Source organism: Nocardioides sp. NPDC047086, assembly GCF_040643685.1.
Classification (GTDB): Bacteria; Actinomycetota; Actinomycetes; order Propionibacteriales; family Nocardioidaceae; genus Nocardioides.
Window position 1 is genome coordinate 1 of sequence record NZ_JBEYUV010000019.1, and the last position, 17,887, is coordinate 17,887.

Annotated in this window: 18 protein-coding genes; 9 read left to right on the forward strand and 9 right to left on the reverse strand. The window is 69.7% G+C overall.

Annotated features, from left to right (window positions below; genetic code table 11):
* Positions 1 to 83: 83 nt before the first annotated feature.
* Positions 84 to 1,373 carry an acetyl-CoA C-acetyltransferase gene (locus ABZ796_RS15020; RefSeq protein WP_357337842.1) on the reverse strand — a complete coding sequence of 430 codons (1,290 nt, stop codon included), beginning with the start codon at positions 1,371 to 1,373 and terminating at the stop codon, positions 84 to 86.
* 152 nt (positions 1,374 to 1,525) lie between these two features.
* Between ABZ796_RS15020 and ABZ796_RS15025 the strand changes: the two genes are divergently transcribed.
* On the forward strand, positions 1,526 to 2,848 hold the full coding sequence (locus tag ABZ796_RS15025; protein ID WP_357337844.1) for a 3-oxoacyl-ACP reductase: 1,323 nt from the start codon (positions 1,526 to 1,528) through the stop codon (positions 2,846 to 2,848).
* Positions 2,848 to 3,729, forward strand: a complete 882-nt coding sequence (locus tag ABZ796_RS15030; protein ID WP_357337845.1) for a MaoC/PaaZ C-terminal domain-containing protein — start codon at positions 2,848 to 2,850, stop codon at positions 3,727 to 3,729. Before ABZ796_RS15025 ends, ABZ796_RS15030 begins: the two co-directional genes overlap by 1 nt.
* Positions 3,730 to 3,802: 73 nt before the next feature.
* On the opposite strand, the gene ABZ796_RS15035 is transcribed toward ABZ796_RS15030, so the two are convergent.
* On the reverse strand, positions 3,803 to 4,699 hold the full coding sequence (locus tag ABZ796_RS15035) for a superoxide dismutase (RefSeq protein ID WP_357337847.1): 897 nt from the start codon (positions 4,697 to 4,699) through the stop codon (positions 3,803 to 3,805).
* A 123-nt stretch (positions 4,700 to 4,822) separates the two neighbouring features.
* Between ABZ796_RS15035 and ABZ796_RS15040 the strand changes: the two genes are divergently transcribed.
* The 3 genes from ABZ796_RS15040 to ABZ796_RS15050 are packed head-to-tail and all read left to right on the forward strand — an operon-like array spanning position 4,823 to position 6,413.
* Positions 4,823 to 5,737 carry a GNAT family N-acetyltransferase gene (locus ABZ796_RS15040; RefSeq protein WP_357337848.1) on the forward strand — a complete coding sequence of 305 codons (915 nt, stop codon included), beginning with the start codon at positions 4,823 to 4,825 and terminating at the stop codon, positions 5,735 to 5,737.
* A gap of 56 nt (positions 5,738 to 5,793) precedes the next feature.
* A complete protein-coding gene (locus ABZ796_RS15045; RefSeq protein WP_091041496.1) occupies positions 5,794 to 6,012 on the forward strand; it encodes a hypothetical protein in 219 nt (72 codons plus the stop codon).
* A 38-nt stretch (positions 6,013 to 6,050) separates the two neighbouring features.
* On the forward strand, positions 6,051 to 6,413 hold the full coding sequence (locus tag ABZ796_RS15050; RefSeq protein WP_357337850.1) for a PIN domain-containing protein: 363 nt from the start codon (positions 6,051 to 6,053) through the stop codon (positions 6,411 to 6,413).
* Between the two features lie 6 nt (positions 6,414 to 6,419).
* Here the strand turns inward: ABZ796_RS15050 and ABZ796_RS15055 are convergent, their stop codons facing one another.
* The 3 genes from ABZ796_RS15055 to ABZ796_RS15065 all read right to left on the reverse strand — a co-directional run bounded on the left by ABZ796_RS15055 (position 6,420) and on the right by ABZ796_RS15065 (position 8,888).
* On the reverse strand, positions 6,420 to 6,770 hold the full coding sequence (locus tag ABZ796_RS15055) for an ArsC/Spx/MgsR family protein (protein WP_357337851.1): 351 nt from the start codon (positions 6,768 to 6,770) through the stop codon (positions 6,420 to 6,422).
* 265 nt (positions 6,771 to 7,035) lie between these two features.
* Positions 7,036 to 7,914, reverse strand: coding sequence for an acyl-CoA thioesterase II (locus tag ABZ796_RS15060; RefSeq protein WP_357337852.1), 879 nt, complete (start codon positions 7,912 to 7,914; stop codon positions 7,036 to 7,038).
* A 14-nt stretch (positions 7,915 to 7,928) separates the two neighbouring features.
* The gene (locus ABZ796_RS15065; protein ID WP_357337853.1) at positions 7,929 to 8,888 is read right to left on the reverse strand and encodes a PAC2 family protein; all 960 of its coding nucleotides are present in this window, start codon (positions 8,886 to 8,888) and stop codon (positions 7,929 to 7,931) included.
* Between the two features lie 310 nt (positions 8,889 to 9,198).
* Between ABZ796_RS15065 and ABZ796_RS15070 the strand changes: the two genes are divergently transcribed.
* Positions 9,199 to 10,398 carry an acetyl-CoA C-acyltransferase gene (locus tag ABZ796_RS15070; RefSeq protein ID WP_357337854.1) on the forward strand — a complete coding sequence of 400 codons (1,200 nt, stop codon included), beginning with the start codon at positions 9,199 to 9,201 and terminating at the stop codon, positions 10,396 to 10,398.
* 1 nt (position 10,399) lies between these two features.
* Complete coding sequence (locus ABZ796_RS15075) at positions 10,400 to 12,493, forward strand: 3-hydroxyacyl-CoA dehydrogenase NAD-binding domain-containing protein (protein WP_357337855.1); 2,094 nt, start codon at positions 10,400 to 10,402, stop codon at positions 12,491 to 12,493.
* 64 nt (positions 12,494 to 12,557) lie between these two features.
* Here the strand turns inward: ABZ796_RS15075 and ABZ796_RS15080 are convergent, their stop codons facing one another.
* From ABZ796_RS15080 to ABZ796_RS15090, 3 genes are all read right to left on the reverse strand, one after another.
* Positions 12,558 to 12,788 (reverse strand): hypothetical protein, encoded by a 231-nt coding sequence (locus ABZ796_RS15080; protein ID WP_357337856.1) that lies wholly within the window; start codon positions 12,786 to 12,788, stop codon positions 12,558 to 12,560.
* Between the two features lie 113 nt (positions 12,789 to 12,901).
* On the reverse strand, positions 12,902 to 14,800 hold the full coding sequence (gene dxs / locus ABZ796_RS15085; RefSeq protein ID WP_357337857.1) for a 1-deoxy-D-xylulose-5-phosphate synthase: 1,899 nt from the start codon (positions 14,798 to 14,800) through the stop codon (positions 12,902 to 12,904).
* A gap of 11 nt (positions 14,801 to 14,811) precedes the next feature.
* A complete protein-coding gene (locus ABZ796_RS15090) occupies positions 14,812 to 15,264 on the reverse strand; it encodes an NUDIX domain-containing protein (protein WP_357337858.1) in 453 nt (150 codons plus the stop codon).
* Positions 15,265 to 15,341: 77 nt separating this feature from the next.
* Between ABZ796_RS15090 and ABZ796_RS15095 the strand changes: the two genes are divergently transcribed.
* The gene (locus ABZ796_RS15095; RefSeq protein ID WP_357337860.1) at positions 15,342 to 16,307 is read left to right on the forward strand and encodes a UTRA domain-containing protein; all 966 of its coding nucleotides are present in this window, start codon (positions 15,342 to 15,344) and stop codon (positions 16,305 to 16,307) included.
* 48 nt (positions 16,308 to 16,355) lie between these two features.
* Positions 16,356 to 16,565, forward strand: coding sequence for a hypothetical protein (locus tag ABZ796_RS15100; protein WP_357337862.1), 210 nt, complete (start codon positions 16,356 to 16,358; stop codon positions 16,563 to 16,565).
* On the opposite strand, the gene ABZ796_RS15105 is transcribed toward ABZ796_RS15100, so the two are convergent.
* Positions 16,562 to 17,791, reverse strand: a complete 1,230-nt coding sequence (locus ABZ796_RS15105; RefSeq protein WP_357337864.1) for a helix-turn-helix domain-containing protein — start codon at positions 17,789 to 17,791, stop codon at positions 16,562 to 16,564. The two genes, ABZ796_RS15100 and ABZ796_RS15105, sit on opposite strands and share 4 nt — an antisense overlap.
* Between the last annotated feature and the right edge of the window lie 96 nt (positions 17,792 to 17,887).

The following is a 17,887-nucleotide window of genomic DNA, read 5'->3' on the forward strand; positions in this document are numbered from 1 at the left end:
GGGGCGTCGTTCTTGTTTGGGGCCCCCCCCCCCCCCCCCCCCCCCCCCCCCACAACTGCATTCTCGGCCCGCCGCTTCGGCTGCTACTTCTCCAGGATGGCGACGACGCCCTGGCCGCCGGCGGCGCAGACGGAGATCAGGCCGCGGCCCGAGCCCTTCTCGTCGAGCAGCTTGGCGAGGTTGTTGATGATCCGACCGCCGGTGGCAGCGAAGGGATGACCGGCCGCGAGCGAGGAGCCCTTGACGTTGAGCTTCTCGCGCGGGACGGTGCCGAGCGGGGCGTCGAGGCCGAGCTTGTCCTTGCAGAAGTCCGGGGACTCCCAGGCGGCGAGCGTGGAGAGGACCTGCGACGCGAACGCCTCGTGGATCTCGAAGAAGTCGAAGTCGTCGAAGGTGAGGCCGTTGCGGGCGAGGAGACGCGGCACGGCGTACGCGGGCGCCATCAGCAGGCCCTCACCACCGGCGACGTAGTCGACAGCGGCGACCTCGGCGTCGACGAAGTAGGCGAGGACCGGCAGGTTCTTGGCGGCGGCCCACTCCTCGCTCGCGAAGAGCACGGCCGAGGCGCCGTCGGTCAGCGGGGTCGAGTTGCCGGCGGTCATGGTCGGGTTCTCACCCCTGACGCCGAAGACGGGCTTGAGTGTCGCGAGCTTCTCCACGGTCGAGCCCGGGCGGAGGTTGTTGTCCTTCTCCAGGCCACGGAACGGGGTGATCTGGTCCTCGAACCAGCCGGCCTCGTACGCGGCAGCGAGCTTCTGGTGGGAGGCGGCGGCGAGCTCGTCCTGGGCCTCGCGCGTGATGCCCCACTCCTGCGCGGTCAGCGCGGCGTGCTCGCCCATGGAGAGCTTGGTGCGCGGCTCGACGTTGGCCGGGATGTTGGGGATGACGTCGGCCGGGCGGAGCTTGGCGAACGCCTTGATCCGGTCGACGTTGGTCTTGGCGCGGTTGGCCTCGAGCAGGACCTTGCGGAGCTTCTCGCCCAGCGCGATCGGCGCGTCGGAGGTGGTGTCGGTGCCACCGGCGATGCCGGAGTCGAGCTGGCCGAGCGCGATCTTGTTGGCGATGTAGGTCGCGGACTGGAGGCCGGTGCCGCACGCCTGCTGCAGGTCGACGGCGGCCGTCTCGGGGGCGAGCTTCGAGCCGAGCACGGACTCGCGGGTCAGGTTGAAGTCGCGCGAGTGCTTGAGCACCGCGCCGGAGGCGACCTCGCCGATGCGCTCGCCCTCGAGACCGAAGCGAGCGGCGAGGCCGTCGAGGACGGCGGTGAACATCTCCTGGTTGGACGCGGTCGCGTACGCACCGTTGGAGCGGGCGAAAGGAATACGGTTGCCGCCCACGATGGCGACACGGCGGGTGGCCTGAGCAGTGGTCATAGGGTTCATCCTTGTCTGATGAAGCGCTTTGGAGAAGGGTATGTCAGGGAAGTCACGAAAAGTGGACACCGAGTTACACCTGTAGTTACAACTGGCCAGTAACATACCAACGTACGCCTCAGAGACCACGTCCAGAAGGATTCAGAGAGACCATGAGCGACAAGTACCAGAGCTTCACCCAGTCGGCGATCGGCAAGGTCCTCGTCAAGAACCTCGGGCTGCCGAGCCCCGCCAAGCTCGAGCGGTACGCAGCCGGTGCCCCGCTCGTGAAGGGCACCGTCCTCACCGGCGGACGTGGTCGTCTGGCCGAGTCGCTCAGCGGCCTTCTCGGTGAGCTGGACATCGCCTCGACCGACACCGCGGCGGCCGGTGCCCGCTTCAAGGGCCTCGTCTTCGACGCCACCGGCCTCACCTCGACCGCCGACCTGGTCGCACTCCAGGAGTTCTTCACGCCGGTGCTGCGCAGCCTGGAGAACAACCCGCGCGTCGTCGTGATCGGCACCCCGCCCGAGCAGCTCAAGGGCGCGGAGCGGGTCGCCCAGCGCGCGCTGGAGGGCTTCACCCGCAGCCTCGGCAAGGAGATCGGCAAGGGCGGCACCGTCCAGCTCGTCTACGTCGCCGAGGGCTTCGAGGGCTCGCTGCTCTCGACGCTGGCCTTCCTGCTCTCCCCGAAGAGCGCCTACGTCTCCGGTCAGGTCGTGCGGATCGGCACCAAGAACGCCTCGCCCGCCGCCGAGCAGGTGGACCCTGCGATGCCGCTGACCGGCAAGGTCGCGCTCGTCACCGGTGCCGCTCGTGGCATCGGCGAGGAGATCGCCAAGGTCCTGCAGCGCGACGGCGCGACCGTCGTCGGTCTCGACATCCCGCCGGCCGAGGACGACCTGAAGAAGGTCACCCCGGACTACATCACCGCCGACATCACTGCCGAGGACGCGCCCGCCAAGATCGCGGAATACCTCCAGGAGAAGTTCGGCGGCGTCGACATCGTCGTACACAACGCCGGCGTCACCCTCGACAAGAAGCTCGCCAACCAGAAGCCCGACCGGTTCGGCAAGGTGCTCGAGATCAACATCACCGCGCCCGAGCGGATCACCGCCGAACTGCTCGAGCAGAAGCTGGTACGCCCCAACGGCCGTATCATCGGCGTCTCCTCGATCGCCGGCATCGCCGGCAACCTCGGCCAGACCTCCTACGGGGCCTCCAAGGCCGCCGTCATCGGCTTCGTCGACTCGCTGGCCGAGGAGCTTCCCGACGGCATCACCATCAACGCGGTCGCTCCGGGCTTCATCATCACCCAGATGACCGCCGCGGTGCCGTTCGCGACCCGTGAGGTCGGCCAGCGGCTCAACGCGATGGCGCAGGGTGGCCTGCCGGTCGACGTCGCCGAGACCATCGCCTGGTACGCCTCGCCCGCCTCGACGGCCGTCAACGGCAACGTCGTGCGCGTGTGCGGCCAGATGATGCTGGGGGCCTGATGAGCGCCCCCAAGATCGAGCCCAGTTTCACGGGCAAGTCCGGTCCCGGCCTGCTGGTCCGGGCGGCGCTGCCCGCCATTCCGGGCATCAACGCGCTCCCGGGCATCAAGAAGACCGGCGTCGCGTACGAGGAACTGAGCCTCACCCGTGAGCCGGTCGTGCTCGAGCGGGCCTCGGTCGACGCGTACGCCGAGCTGTGCGGCTTCCCCATCAAGGACACCGTGCCGCTCCCCTACCCGCACATGCTGGCCTTCCCGCTGCACATGGCGCTGATGACCTCGCCGGACTTCCCCTCGCCCGCGATGGGGATGGTCCACATCGAGAACTCGATCAGCGGCTACCGGCCGATCTCGGTCGGCGAGGCGGTCGCGGTCACCGCGACCGTGGGGCAGCCCGAGCCGCACCCGGTCGGCCAGGCGTACCGGTTCCTGACCGTCGCCACCGTCGAGGGCGAGGTCGTGTGGGAGTCGACCTCGACGTACCTCGTGCGCGGGAAGCGCAACCCCGACGTCTCCTGGCAGTCGGATCTGATCGAGGTCGACCCGTCGGGACCGGTCTTCCCGCTCAAGGCCGACCTGGGGCGGCGCTACGCCAAGGTCGCCGGCGACTACAACCCGATCCACCTCTACCCGCTGACCGCCAAGGCCCTCGGGTTCAAGCGGCAGATCGCGCACGGGATGTGGACCAAGGCGCGCTGCATCGCGGCGCTGGAGAACCGGCTCCCGGGCTCGGTGCGCGTGGACGTGGCGTTCAAGAAGCCGGTCTTCCTGCCCTCCTCGGTCGCCTTCGGCTCGCTGAAGCACCTGGACGGCTACGACTTCTCGCTCCACAAGCGCGGCTCGGACACGCTCCACCTGGTGGGACGTACGACCGCACTCTGAGCCCGCACCTGACGAGCCGCCCTCGGCCCGGCGCCCGAGGGCGGCTCTGTCGGTACTCGGCCGTGTCGTCGGTTCAGCGGCGAACGGCGGTGACCCAGTACGGCGTGTCGGGCCGCGGGGTGGTGGTGAACCGGGCGTTGGGCAGGTAGAGCCGGTCGCGGTAGGCGGCGACGGTCGTCGGGACGTCGAAGTCGTCGCTGGTCAGTGTGCCGACCTGGACGCCGCGTGAGCCGGACCTGTCCAGATGGATCACGGCGATCTCGTTGATGCGGTTGCGCACGACGTACAACGTCCTGCCGAGCAGCAGCATGCCGTCGCCGCTGGTGAGGCTGGCCCCACCGAGGTCGACGACGCTGGTCGTGCCGGTGCGTGGGTCGACGTGGTGGAGGAGGCCCGTGGTCGAGTTGACCACCAGCAGCCCGCGGCCGTCCGGGGTGGCGGTGATCCCGTTGGCGTTGAAGCCCTCCACCTGCTCCCACTCCCCGGTGAGCGGAAGGGTGCGGACCGGACCGCGGTCGAGCGGCACGGCGTAGAGCTGGGCCTGCTGGGAGTCGGTGAACCACGCGGTGCGGCGAGTGAGGACGACGTCGTTGACGAAGCTGGTCGCGGTGGTGAGCTGGTGGTCGGCGAGGAGGCGGCCGGTGCGGGTGTCGATCACCCGAGCGGTGCCGCTGGGGCCGCCGGCGGCGAAGAGGCGACCGTGGCGGTCGACCTTGACGCCGACGGTTGCCGTGCCGGGGCCTTGGGCGACCACCTTGCCGCGGCCGGTACGCAGGTCGACGCGGTAGATGTCGCCATCCGCGAGTGACCCGAGCCAGGCCGTGGGCCCGCGTCCGATCGCGATGCCCTCGGGCTGGAAGCCGGGTGGGAGGTCGAATCTCTTGGGGAGGACCGTGTGTGCTTCGGCCGTGGTTGGGACGAGGGCCGCGACCAGTGCCGCGGCGAGCAGGGCGATACGGATCCGGAACATCGTTGCTCCTGACGGGGTCGGCGCCACCGAGCCGGCGCGGAGGACGGCTGCTATCACTTACCGTACGCCGCAGGCCAGATAACCGGTGGCGACTCATGGCGACCGGGTGCGACCGTGGGCGTCATGGCCAACCCGATGATCCTTCCCGCCGGCTACTCCGAGCGGCCGCTGGCCCTGGCCGATGCTGCCGCCGTCACCCGGGTGATGGCGGCCGACGAGCTGGCCACCGTTGGCGAGGTCGTCATCGAGCTGGCAGACATCGTCTCCGAGTGGCAGCGGCCGTCCTTCGACATCTCCGCCCGAACGGTCGGGGTCGTCGATGCCTCCGGCGACCTGGTGGGGTACGCGGAGTGCTCCGGCGGCTTCCGGGCCGATGCCGCGGTGCACCCAGACCACTGGGGCCGTGGCCTCGGCACCGCCTTGGCCGCCTGGGTCGCCACGAAGGCGCGCGAGCTCGGGGAGCCGGTCATCGGCATGCCGGTCCCCCAAGGCTCGCCCGGCGACCAGCTGCTGGAGTCCCTGGGCTGGTTCCCACGCTGGGAGTCCTGGGTGCTGGCGTTGCCCGAGGAAGCGTCCATCCCGGTGCGGGAACTGCCCGCGGCGTACGCCATCCGGGCGGCCACGCCGCAGGACCTCGAGCAGGTGTGGACCGTGGTCGAGGACGCCTTCCTGGAGTGGTCCGAGCGCGCGCGGGAACCGTTTGCCGACTGGGTCGCCACCACCATCGAGCGACCCGGCGCCGAGCCGTGGAACGTCCGCGTGGTCACCGACCCGGACGGCGCCGTGGTGGCCGCAGCAGTGCTGGTGATGACCGAGGACGGCCGAGAGGGCTACGTCAGCAAGCTGGCCACGCGCAAGGAGCAGCGCAACCGCGGCCTGGCCCGCGCCCTCCTCACCGACGCGTTCGGCGCTGCCCGCGCTCATGGAGCGACGCGCGCGACCCTCTCGACGGACTCACGCACCGGTGCCCTCGACCTCTATCTCCACGTCGGCATGGTGGTCGAGTCCACCTGGGTCCATCGCGCGACCCGCCCCTGATCCCACCTCGACGGCCCCTTCTCGGCTACCATCTTGCGTCCAGGAGGTGGACAGACATGTCCGACGTACTGATCCGAGGCCTCTCGGATGACGAGCTCGCGCGCATCGACACCGAGGCGACGCGGCTGGGGCTCACCCGCAACGAGTATCTCCGCCGGTGGTTCACGCCCGACGCGCTGCGTCCGCTGCCACCGGCGCGACCGGTGGCCGGCGGCGACTTCGCGAAGTTCGCCCCGCTCGCCGATCGGGGTCTGATGCGTGACGCATGGTCGTAGGCCGACCCTGGTTGATGCACCGGTCGGCCCTCGCCCGGATGTCCACCAGCCCCGACGCTGAGAAGTGGTCCCGCCTGATCGAGCTGGGGCAGGTACGCATCACCACCACGACACTGCTCGAGATCGGCCACCTGGCCCGTTCGGAGCGGGAGTGGTCCGATCTCGTCGAGGACGTGCCGGTGATCCACATGCCGCTCGCGACCCTCACACCGCGTACGGAGGCACGGGCGCTGGAGATCCAGCGCATCGTCCTGCGCGAGGGCCGTCGAGCACCGTCGGTACCCGACCTGCTCGTCGCAGCGGTCGCGGAGGAGGCCGAGCTCACCGTGCTCCACGCCGACAACGACGTCGATCTCATCACCCGCACCACCGGTCAGCCGGTCGAGCGGCTGCGAGCCTGAGACCGCTCAGAGAAGCTCGCGCACCTTCTCGATCGGCCGGGCCAGCACACCGCGGTCGCCCTTGATCACGATCGGGCGCTCCAGCAGCTCAGGGTGCTTCACCATCAGGTCGACCAGCTCGTCCTCGGAGAGGTCGCGGCCGCCGAGGTCGAGCTCCTTGTAGACCGGCTCGCGCTTGCGCAGCACGTCACGAGCGCTCAGACCGGTCTTCGCCAGGATGTCCTTGACCTCCTCGGCCCGCAGACCGAGCACGTGGTAGTCGACCTTCTCGAAGTCGATGCCCTCCTCCTTGAGGAGGACGAACAGCTTCCGACACGTCGTGCAGGTCGGCTTCTCGTACACGGTGATCTGATCCACGCCGCCATCTTAGCCAGCGGGGTTCGTGCACTAGCGCGGCAGGCAACCCGGCTGTGCGATAGCGCGCTGGCCTATTCCTGCATACACCGATCGCACAGCCGCGTCGAGTCGGCTCATCCTGACCAAAGTTCCCGTCGAGTCGGCTCGTTATGACGAGCCGACTCGACGCCAGATCCGGTCAAGACGAGCCGACTCGACACCGGATCCGGTCAAGACGAGCCGACTCGACACCGGATCCGGTCAAGACGAGCCGACTGGGCGAGGGTCAGGGGCGGGGCGGGCGGATGAGGCCCTCCTGGGCGACCGTAGCCGCCAGGATGCCGTCGGCGGTGAAGACGCGGCCGATCGACAGGCCGCGGCCGCCGTAGGCAGCCGGGCTCTCCTGGTCGTAGAGCCACCACTCGTCCGCGCGGAAGGGGCGGTGGAACCAGATGGCGTGGTCGAGCGAGGCCATCTGGATGCCCTTGTGATCCAGCGAGTGGGCCGCCAGGGAGGCGCCGAGGAGCGAGATGTCGGAGGCCCAGGTAAAGGCGCCGCGCTGGATGTCGGGATCATCGGGCAGCGAGGCGCCCAGGCGGATCCAGAGGCGCTGCTGCGCGGGACGAGCCGGATCGGGCTTGATACCGAGCAGCGAGTTGCCGACGGCACGCACCTCGACCGCCTCCCACTCACGCGCCAGCGAGACGGCCTCGGGGCTGCCCGAGTCGGCCATCATCTTCAGGAAGTCGATGCACTTCTCTGGCGGCGGCACGGACGGCATCGCGTCCTGGTGCTCGAAGCCGGACTCCTCACGCTGGAAGTTGGCGGTGAGGTAGTAGATGTCGCGCCCCTTCTGGCGCGCCCGGACCCGCCGGGTCTCGAAGGAGCGCCCGTCGCGGATCCGCTCGACGTCGTAGACGATCGGGTAGGACGGGTCTCCCGGCAGCAGAAAGTAGGAGTGCATCGAGTGCACCGTGTACGCCGGATCCGCCGACCGCACCGCGGCCATCAGCGCCTGGGCGGCCACCTGGCCGCCGTAGGCGCGACCGCGCGAGTTGCGGGTGGTGGTGGCACCGTGGAAGAGGTCCTTGTCGATCTCGACCAGGTCGAGCACGCCTACCAGCTCGGCCACTGCCTGATCCGCCGCTACGGCGTCGGTCGTCATGCTCTGAGTTTCTCTCAATCCTTCTCAGGGTTGTCATCGGGGTCGGGGCCGTTCAGTCCCGCCAGGAACTGCTCGAACTGCTCGCCGAGCTCGTCGCCGGTCGGCAGCGGCTCGTCGGAGGCCAGCAGCGAGCGTCCGGACTCCTCGCCGCGCTGGAAGGTGTCGTACTGCTGCTCGAGAGCGGCCACCACCTCGCGTACCTCGGCATTGTCCTCGATGTAGGAGGCGATCTCCTCCTCGCGGCGCTGCGCCTCGGCCTCCAGGTCGGAGACCGGGATCGTCAGCCGGGCCGCGCGCTCGAGCTCCTCGACGAGGACGACGGCCGCGGCCGGGTAGTCGCTCTGGGCCAGGTAGTGCGGCATGTGCACCACGAAGCCGCCCGCCGGGTGGCCCCACTCCCCCAGGCGTACCTCCACCAGGGCCTGGGCGGAGGCCGGGATCCGGATCTCGCCCTTCCACGGGCTCTCCCAGACCTGGCCGGTGAGCTCCTGCGCGGGGTCGTTGGCGTGCCTGGTCGTGGTCAGCGGCCGGGTGTGCGGCACCGCCATCGGCACCGAGGCCAGCGCGATCACCTCGGTGACGCCGAGGCGCTCGATGACCTCGCGTACGGCGCCGGCGAAGGCCTCCCAGCGGTTGTCCGGCTCGGGGCCGTGCAGCAGGAGGTAGGGCGTCTCACCGGTGTCCTTGAGCAGCCGGACGACCAGTCGCGGCGCGTCGAAGGACTCGTAGTGATCGCTGACGAACGAGATCGCCGGGCGGCGGGCCCGGTAGTCGTGGAGCTCGTCGACATCGAAGGTCGCCACCACCGGCGCTCGCCTCGAGGTCTGGATCAGATGCGCCGCGGCCCGCTCGGCGGCCTTGCCCGCGTCGAGGAAGCCGTCCAGGACGACCACCAGCGGGAGCTGGTCCCCACCGGCAAGGATGATCTCCTCGGGCAGGTCGTCCACGATGTGCACCAGTCGTGATCCGGCCATCGGTGTCTCCTCCCGTTGCGTACGGCCCTCGCGGACCTCGTCGTCGCTCGCCTCGCCAGGGATCGCGACCCTGGGGCTCAACCTTCTCAATACACGCTTCCACATGACGACAGCGCAGCATTCTGGACGCCCACGTTATTCCCAAGCCGACGCGCGGAGACCGGCGGCCTCCCCTGCAACAGGCGATGTGACCTCCCCCTCGGTGCGGCCGTTGTTACTAGCGGGTAATGTAGGCGCCGGGCACCACCCGTGCCCGCACCACCAGCGTTGCCAAGCGGCAACCGACCGGCAATTCACATGGAGTGACACGGTGACCCGACAGCTGCGAGAAGTCGTCTTCGTCGACGGCGTACGCACACCTTTCGGCAAGGCCAAGGGCCAGTACGCCGAGACCCGCGCAGACGACCTGGTCGTCAAGCTCATCCGTGAGCTCACGCGCCGCAACCCCGAGCTTCCCCCGGAGCGGATCGACGAGGTCGCCATCGCCGCGACCACGCAGATCGGCGACCAGGGCCTGACGATCGGCCGCACCGCGGGCCTGCTCGCCGGGCTCCCGCAGTCGGTACCCGGCTACGCGATCGACCGGATGTGCGCCGGCGCGATGACCGCCGTCACCACGACCGCCGGTGGCATCGCCTTCGGTGCCTACGACGTCGTCATCGCCGGCGGTGTCGAGCACATGGGGCGCCACCCGATGGGCGAGGGCGTCGACCCCAACCCGCGGATCATCTCCGAGAAGCTCGTCGACCCCTCGGCGCTCGTCATGGGCAACACGGCCGAGAACGTCCACGACCGCTACCCGGCGATCACCAAGGAGCGCACCGACGCGTTCGCCGTCCGCTCCCAGGAGCTGGCGGCCAAGGCGTACGCCGACGGCAAGATCCAGCCCGACCTGGTCCCCGTCGCCACCCGCTCGGCCGAGAACGGCTGGGGCCTGGCCACCACCGACGAGCCGATGCGTCCCGGCACCACCACCGAGGACCTGGCCAAGCTGAAGACCCCGTTCCGTCCGCACGGCCGCGTCACCGCGGGCAACGCGGCGGGCATCAACGACGGCGCGACCGCCTCGCTGCTGGCCTCCGAGGAGGTCGCCCGCGAGCTCGGTCTGCCGATCAAGATGCGGCTGGTGTCCTACGCCTTCGCCGGCGTCGCTCCCGAGGTCATGGCCGTCGGCCCGATCCCCTCGACCGAGAAGGCGCTGGCCAAGGCCGGGCTCACGATCGACGACATCGAGGCCTTCGAGGTCAACGAGGCGTTCGCCATCCAGGTCCTCGCGTTCCTGGACCACTTCGGCATCGCCGAGGACGACGAGCGCGTGAACCCGTACGGCGGCGCGATCGCGTTCGGTCACCCGCTGGCCTCCTCGGGTGTGCGGCTGATGATCCAGCTCGCCCGCCAGTTCGAGGAGCGCCCCGAGGTCCGCTACGGCCTCACCACCATGTGCATCGGCCTGGGTATGGGCGGCACGGTCATCTGGGAGAACCCGAACTGGAACGGCAAGGAGGCCTGACATGACCGACATCAACACGCTCCTCGCCGACGTGGAGAAGCTCTTCAGTGACGACGAGGTCGTCACGGCGGCGAAGCTGCAGGAGATCACCCTGCCCTCCGGCAAGATCCTCGGCCTGGTCACCCTCGACAACGGGCACGACCACACCCGTCCGAACACCTTCGGCCCGAAGTCGCTGGTCGAGCTCAACACGGCGTACGACGCGGCCCTGGCCGACCCCGAGATCGACGCGATCGCGGTGACCGGCAAGCCGTTCATCCTCGCGGCCGGCGCCGATCTGACCTCGCTGCAGGCGGGCGGCCCCGACGGGATCCGTACGATCGCCGAGCTCGGTCACGCGGTCTTCCGCAAGCTCGGCGACGGCAACGGCACCACGAAGAAGCCGTCCTTCGGCTTCATCAACGGGCTCGCGCTCGGCGGCGGCCTCGAGGTCGCGCTGCACGCCGACTACCGCACGATCCAGGACTCGGTGCCGGCCGTCGGCCTGCCCGAGGTCATGCTCGGGCTGATCCCGGGCTGGGGCGGTGGCTACCTGCTGCCGAACCTGATCGGTCCGGCCAAGGCCGCCAAGGTCTTCATCGAGAACCCGCTCAACAACGGCAAGGTGCTCAAGGGCACCGAGGCCTTCGACCTGGGCATCGCGGACGCGATCTTCGGTGGCGCCGACTACCTGGAGCAGTCGCTGCTGTGGGCCGACGGCGTCCTGTCCGGGACCGTCGAGGTCTCCCGGGAAGAGGTCGACCGTGGCGAGTCCTGGGACGAGGCGGCCAAGAACGCCGGCTTCTTCGCCTGGGCCAAGACCGGCGACGCCTCCCCGGCCGCAAAGAAGGCCGTCGAGCTGCTCACCCTGGCCAAGACGGCGACCCGCGACGAGGGCTTCGCGGCCGAGGACGACGCTCTCGTGGCGATGTCGAAGACCCCGCAGCTGCTCGCCTCGCTGTACTCCTTCGACCTGGTGCAGAAGCGGGCCAAGCGTCCCGCCGGCGCCCCCGACAAGGCGCTCGCGCAGAAGGTCACCAAGGTCGGCATCATCGGTGCCGGGCTGATGGCCTCGCAGTTCGCACTGCTCTTCGTCCAGCGTCTCAAGGTGCCGGTCGTCATGGTCGACCTCGACCAGGAGCGTGCCGACAAGGGCGTGGCGTACGTCCACGCCGAGCTCGACAAGAAGCTCGCCAAGGGCCGTGCCTCGCAGGACGCGACCAACCGCCTCAAGGCGCTGGTGACCGCGTCGGTCGACTACGCGGAGGCCTTCTCCGACGCCGACTTCATCATCGAGGCCGTCTTCGAGGAGATGGGCGTCAAGAAGACCGTCTTCGCCAACGCCGAGGCCGTCGCGCCGGAGACCGCGGTCTTCGCCACGAACACCTCGAGCCTCTCGATCACGGAGATGGCGGCCGACCTGAAGAACCCCGAGCGGGTCGTGGGCTTCCACTTCTTCAACCCGGTCGCGGTGATGCCGCTGCTGGAGATCATCCGCGGCGACAAGACCTCGGACGCGGCCCTGGCCACGGCGTTCTCCGTCTCGAAGTCCCTGAAGAAGACCTCGATCCTGGTCAAGGACAGCCCGTCCTTCATCGTGAACCGGCTCCTGGGCCGCTTCATGGGCGAGGTCTCCAAGGTCGCCGACGAGGGCACCCCAGTCGACGTGGTCGAGGCCGCGTTCGCCGGTGTCGCACCGATGGGCCCCTTCACGCTGATCGGACTGGTCGGTCCCGCGATCGCATACCACAACAACGAGACGCTCGCGAAGGCGTTCCCGGACCGGTTCTACCTCTCCGAGAACCTCCACAAGGTCGTCGAGGCCAAGAAGAGCTCCTTCTTCGGTCCCGACGGGCGCACGCTCGACCCGGAGGTCGAGGCGCTCCTCACCACCGGCGACGTCGTCAAGACCGCCGAGGAGACCCGGCAGCAGGCGCTGGAGGCCATCGCCGACGAGATCGGCCGGATGCTCGAGGAGGGCGTCGCGCAGGCCGCCGAGGACATCGACCTGGCGATGATCACGGGTGCCGGCTTCCAGTTCTGGAACGGCGGCATCACCCAGCTCCTCGACCGTGAGGGCATCTCCGAGAAGGTCACCGGCAAGAAGTTCCACTGACCCGGACAAAGTCCGCCCCCGACCGATCTGATCGGTCGGGGGCGGTCCCATGCTGGGCCGGGGATCAGGCTTTGTCGGTGGTGACCTTTCCGCCCCCGACCGCCGACCCCGGCGTGCCCGGCGTACCCACGTTCTGCCGCGCGCGGGGCCGCTGCTGGCGACCGAACGCCTGCGCCGAGCCGCGGCGGCCCTCGATCCGCTTGCGGATCTGTTCGTCCGCCGCTCTGAGATCGAACGGCGCCGACATCTGCTCAGGTGACCAACGGAACTCGGCCACGAGGTCGTCATAGAGCATTGAATCCCCCGAGTGCTGTGTGGTGACGTTACCGAGGGCCCTCGTCGCCCCCGACGACCCCACTCTAAGCCCAGAACGACCGATCTTCGCCAGGGGCTCGACCAGAGAGACCGTCAGAGACTGACGTCTCGGGGCAGCGGGGTGGGGTTCAGGGCGCCCAGACGTTCGATGGTGTCGAGGGCGACGGCCTGGGGGGTCAGGCCGATGCTCTCCAGGATCTTGGGCCGCTTGGCGTGGTCGAGGAACTCCTGCGGGATGCCGTGGATCTTCACCGGGGTGCGTACGTCGGCGGCGGTCAGGGCCTGCAGGAAGGACGCCCCCACGCCGCCGGCGACGCCGTTGTCCTCGATGGTGACGACGAGGCTGTGGTCGGCGGCCGCCTCGATGAGGGCGGGGTCGATCGGCTTGACCCAGCGCGGGTCGACGAGAGTGACGCCGATGCCTTGATCGGTGAGCCGCTCGGCGACGCCCACGGCGACCTCGGCCATGGAGCCGACGCCGAGGACCAGGACGTCCTTGGTGCCGTTGCGCACGAGTACGTCGGCGTCGCCCAGCTTGGCGATCGTGGGGATGTCCTCGGGCGGCGGGCCCTTCGGGAAGCGTACGACGGTGGGCGCGTCGTCGACCTCGACGGCCTCGTCGAGGAGCTCGTTGAGACGGGTGATGTCGCGCGGCGCGGCCAGGCGGAGCCCGGGCACGACCTGGAGGAGCGACATGTCCCACATGCCGTTGTGGGAGGCGCCGTCGTCGCCGGTGACCCCGGAGCGGTCGAGGACGAACGTCACTCCGGCCCGGTGGAGGGCGCAGTCCATCAGCACCTGGTCGAAGGCACGGTTGAGGAAGGTCGCATAGACCGCGAAGACCGGGTGCAGGCCACCCATCGCCAGGCCGGCGGCCGAGGTGGCGGCGTGCTGCTCGGCGATCCCGACGTCGAAGGTGCGCTCGGGGAACCTGGCCTGGAACGCGTCGAGGCCGACCGGGTGCATCATCGCCGCGGTGATCGCGACGATGTCCGCGCGGCTCTCCCCCAGCCGCACCATCGCGTCGGAGAAATGGTCGGTCCAGATCCGGCCCTTGGGCTTCTCGGCTCCGGTCTGGACGTCGAAGGGACCGGGCGAGTGGAACTGGTCGGCCTCGTGGCGCTCGGCCGGGTCGTAGCCGTAGCCCTTGCGGGTGATCGCGTGCACGATCACCGGGCCGCCGAACCGCTTGGCCGAGGTCAGCGCCTGCTCGACGGCGTGCCGGTCGTGGCCGTCGACGGGGCCGACGTACTTCAGGCCGAGGTCCTCGAAGAGCCCCTGGGGCGCGACCGCGTCCTTGAGCCCCTTCTTGACCGCGTGCAGCGCGTCGTAGGCCAGCGCGCCGATCCCCGGCACCGCGTTGAGGCGGCGCTTGACCATGTCGAGGAGAACCTCGTAGCGGGGATTCGTACGCAGCGAGGTCAGCGCCGTGGCCAGGCCACCGATGGTCGGGGTGTAGGAGCGGCCGTTGTCGTTGACCACGATGACCAGCTTGGAGTCGTGCTGGATCGCGATGTTGTTGAGCGCCTCCCAGGCCATCCCGCCGGTCAGCGCTCCGTCGCCGATCACGGCGACCACGTGGCGGTCCTCGCCACGGATCGTGAAGGCCTTGGCCAGCCCATCGGCGTAGGAGAGCGCGGTGGAGGCGTGGGAGTTCTCGACCACGTCGTGGTCGGACTCCGACTGGCTCGGGTAGCCGCTCATCCCGCCCTCGCGGCGCAGCGTGCCGAAGTCGCCGGCCCGTCCGGTGACGAGCTTGTGGACGTAGGACTGGTGGCCGGTGTCGAAGACGATCTTGTCGCGCGGACTGTCGAAGACCCGGTGCATGGCCAGGGTCAGCTCGACCACGCCGAGGTTGGGACCGAGGTGGCCGGTGTTGGTGGCCACGGTCCGGATCATCAGGTCCCGGATCTCGCTCGCGAGGAGCTCGAGCTGGTCGTCGGAGAGATCACGAAGATCCTGCGGCGCGGCGATGCGTTCGAGGAGACCCATAGGAGGGGATTCTACGTCTCCACCCTGACGGGGCCCGACCCGGATAGCGCCGCGTGCTGGGGCGATCCGAGGAAGGGCGTCAGCCCGATCCGGGCCGAGTCACTGAGGTCCAGGTCAGGGACGGTCGCGGGGTCGACGAAGACGATCTGGCGGCCTTCGTGGCACACGATGTCGGCGTCGGTGAGGTCGACGCCGGCTGCGTACAGGTGGAGCTTGTCGTCGGACCGGGTCTCGGGATGGTGCACCTCGTGGACGGCGACCAGGTGCAGGTCCTCGGAGCTCAGCCGGACCTCGGTCTCCTCCTCGAGCTCACGGACCGCGCCGGCCAGGGGGTCCTCCCCCGGCTCCAGGTGGCCGCCGCTGAACGCCCACTTCTCCGGCGCGATCCGGGGGTGCTCGTCACGCTCCTGGAGCAGCACCCAGCCACGACGGTCGACAAGGATCACGGCGGCGAACTCGGTCATGAGGAGCGAGCCTAGTTGCTGCCCGGACGTATCGATGCCCGTGGTCTGCCCAACCGGCTCGTCAGTACGTCACCGACGTGGTCGAGCCCGACGGGCTCCTCGACCAGGTCCGCCCACGGACGCTCGGACGCGGCGAGGAAGGCGACCGCCTGTTCGCCGCGCTCCACACCATGGACGCGGTCGCGGCCGACGGGACCGACGCCGACCTGCTCGACATCGCGGTGGGCAGCCCCCTGCTGCGCGAGCGCCGCCGGGCCACCGCCACCGACGGCCCGCCGCTGGAATACGCCGACGACCGCTACCGGCCCGACCGGGTCACCTTCACCATCGACAACACCCGCCCGTCCGCGGCGGGGATCCGCAGCTTCAAGATCGCGTACGAGGCCCTTCTCGGCAGCGAGCTGGAGGACGGAGGCAAGCCGGCGTACGTCCAGGTGCGGGTCTCGAAGACGCCCCTCACCTCGACGAGCCGGCGGGCATGGACGTACCCGTCGCACCTGCAGCGCGTCGGGCTGACCTCGACGTGGCGTACGGGTCAGATCACGATCGGCATCAACCAGGGCCAGGGATCGTGCGTCGGGGCCCGCGCCGTGGATGCCGCCGGACGCGTCGGACCATGGGGCTACACGACGTGCGTCGCTCGCTTCTTCGACGACAACCAGCTCGAACGCAAGGGGACGGTCAAGACGGTCCGCGCGAAGAGGTTCTGGCATGGCGTCGCCTCGGAGATCGACGGCGGCGGCCAGCTGATCCTCCGGCATGTGCCCAGGGGCAGCGACATCTGGGTGCTGGGGCGGCCGGCGCCGTACCGGATCACCGCCGACTGGGGCTTCACCCCGCAGATCATCGGGATGAACTCGACCGGCACTCGACAGATCGTGCTCGGCCGGGACGGCGGGGTCAACGTCAACCATCGGAGCATGTGGAATGCCTCCATGCGCACCCAGCGGCTGGGCCCCGTGTGGCTGCGCCGAGACCGCGACGGCACCTTCCCGATCGAAGGAATCGTCGTGATCCCTCCGTGGGCTCGATCAGCCGCCTGATCGGCCAGGACGCTTGACGCAAAGCAAACGACGGCAAAGACTGACGACATGGCACTGACCAAGAAGCAGAAGACCATCCTGACCACCAGCGCGCTCGTGGCCCAGGCGGCGGTGGCGCCGGTGATCCTGCGCGACCTGCAGAAGCGCTCCGACGACGAGATCCGCGGACCGCGGACGCTGTGGCGGCTGTGGGGCACCACCAACCTGCTCGGCGCGGCGGTCTACTGGTTCTACGGCCGTAAGGCGACGGCGGCCTAGGCCACACCGCGAGGCCCGGTGAGGAGACGGATCGCGAAGATCAGCTCCTCGACGTCGGCGAACCGGCGCAGGTCGCAGCCGGTGCGCTCGGCGATCCGCTCGAGCCGGTGGTAGGCGGTGTTGACGTGGACGTGCAGACGCTCGGCGGCCAGCTTGGCGTTGAGGTCGCAGACGACGTAGGCCAGCATGGTCTCGATCATCACGCTGTCGCGCGCGAGGTCCTCCTCGACGAACTGGCGCAGCGCCGGGCGCACCAGACGCCGAACGGTCGGATCCTCGCGCAGCACCAGGTAGTCGATCGTCGAGATCATCGACAGCGCCATCACGCCGGAGTCCGCACCGAGGACATCGCGAGCGATCCCGGCCTCAGCGTACGCAGCGGGCACGGCGCCCAGGCCGGGGTGCACGGTGCTGGCGCCCACGGCCAGCTCGAATCCCTCCCGGGCGAGCTGGCGGTAGATGCGGCGCAGGTCGGGCACGATCGTCCGGACGTCGTCGGTGGCGACCGGCAGGATCCCGACGAGCTGCTCCTGACGGATCACGGTCACCCCCTCCCGGGCGGGGCCCAGCTGGCTGCGCACGTGGCGCAGCGCCTCCCGCAGGCTCCGTCCCGGGCGTAGCGGCCGCACCGGCACCGCGACCACGACGACGACCCGGTCGTCGGGCTCGAGCCCGCACCTGCGGGCCACCTCCAGCATCGGGCCCGGCCGGACGCCGCGGCCGGCGAGCAGGTCCTCGACGAGGTCCCGGCGGATCCGGTCACCTTCGGCGAGCTCGACCTGGTGGGCCGCGAGGTAGGCCTCGGCCGCGACGGTGCTGCCCACCTCGATCACCTGCATCACGTGCGAGGCCACAGGGAGCGCGGCGCGGCTGGTCTCCGGGTCGGTGGCGGCGATCTCGACGATGCGCTCCCACAGCGCCACCTGGCCGATGCGGAAGGCCTGCAGGAAGTCGGCGAGCGCGACTCCCTGGCGGACCCGGCGCGTGGCCTGGTCCACGGTGAACTGGAAGTCCTCGCGGACGGCCGCGCGTCCCTCCTCCAGCGTGGTGAGCACCGCCAGGAAGACCGCCGCCGCGTGGTCGCCGACCTCCTTGCGCAGCTCGGGGTCGGGGCTCACGGCGTAGGCCGGAACCTGGTCCCAGTTGTGCTTCAAGAACAGCTCCACGGTGTGCGGGAGGTCATCCCTGATGCCCGCGACGATGCGTTTGATCGGCTCCATGCTCATCGCGCTCCCTCGGTGTCTCGCTGGCGGTTGCGGCGTCAACCAGATCAACGCACGAGTGTGGCGACAGTCACGCCCGGACGGGTGTGTGATCTGTCT

Coding starts and splice junctions, on each gene's coding strand:
- ABZ796_RS15020 (WP_357337842.1), bottom strand. CDS start 1,373: ATGACCACTGCTCAGGCCACCCGCCGTGTCGCCATCGTGGGCGGCAAC.
- ABZ796_RS15025 (WP_357337844.1), top strand. CDS start 1,526: ATGAGCGACAAGTACCAGAGCTTCACCCAGTCGGCGATCGGCAAGGTC.
- ABZ796_RS15030 (WP_357337845.1), top strand. CDS start 2,848: ATGAGCGCCCCCAAGATCGAGCCCAGTTTCACGGGCAAGTCCGGTCCC.
- ABZ796_RS15035 (WP_357337847.1), bottom strand. CDS start 4,699: ATGTTCCGGATCCGTATCGCCCTGCTCGCCGCGGCACTGGTCGCGGCC.
- ABZ796_RS15040 (WP_357337848.1), top strand. CDS start 4,823: ATGGCCAACCCGATGATCCTTCCCGCCGGCTACTCCGAGCGGCCGCTG.
- ABZ796_RS15045 (WP_091041496.1), top strand. CDS start 5,794: ATGTCCGACGTACTGATCCGAGGCCTCTCGGATGACGAGCTCGCGCGC.
- ABZ796_RS15050 (WP_357337850.1), top strand. CDS start 6,051: ATGTCCACCAGCCCCGACGCTGAGAAGTGGTCCCGCCTGATCGAGCTG.
- ABZ796_RS15060 (WP_357337852.1), bottom strand. CDS start 7,914: ATGACGACCGACGCCGTAGCGGCGGATCAGGCAGTGGCCGAGCTGGTA.
- ABZ796_RS15065 (WP_357337853.1), bottom strand. CDS start 8,888: ATGGCCGGATCACGACTGGTGCACATCGTGGACGACCTGCCCGAGGAG.
- ABZ796_RS15075 (WP_357337855.1), top strand. CDS start 10,400: ATGACCGACATCAACACGCTCCTCGCCGACGTGGAGAAGCTCTTCAGT.
- ABZ796_RS15080 (WP_357337856.1), bottom strand. CDS start 12,788: ATGCTCTATGACGACCTCGTGGCCGAGTTCCGTTGGTCACCTGAGCAG.
- dxs (WP_357337857.1), bottom strand. CDS start 14,800: ATGGGTCTCCTCGAACGCATCGCCGCGCCGCAGGATCTTCGTGATCTC.
- ABZ796_RS15090 (WP_357337858.1), bottom strand. CDS start 15,264: ATGACCGAGTTCGCCGCCGTGATCCTTGTCGACCGTCGTGGCTGGGTG.
- ABZ796_RS15100 (WP_357337862.1), top strand. CDS start 16,356: ATGGCACTGACCAAGAAGCAGAAGACCATCCTGACCACCAGCGCGCTC.
- ABZ796_RS15105 (WP_357337864.1), bottom strand. CDS start 17,791: ATGAGCATGGAGCCGATCAAACGCATCGTCGCGGGCATCAGGGATGAC.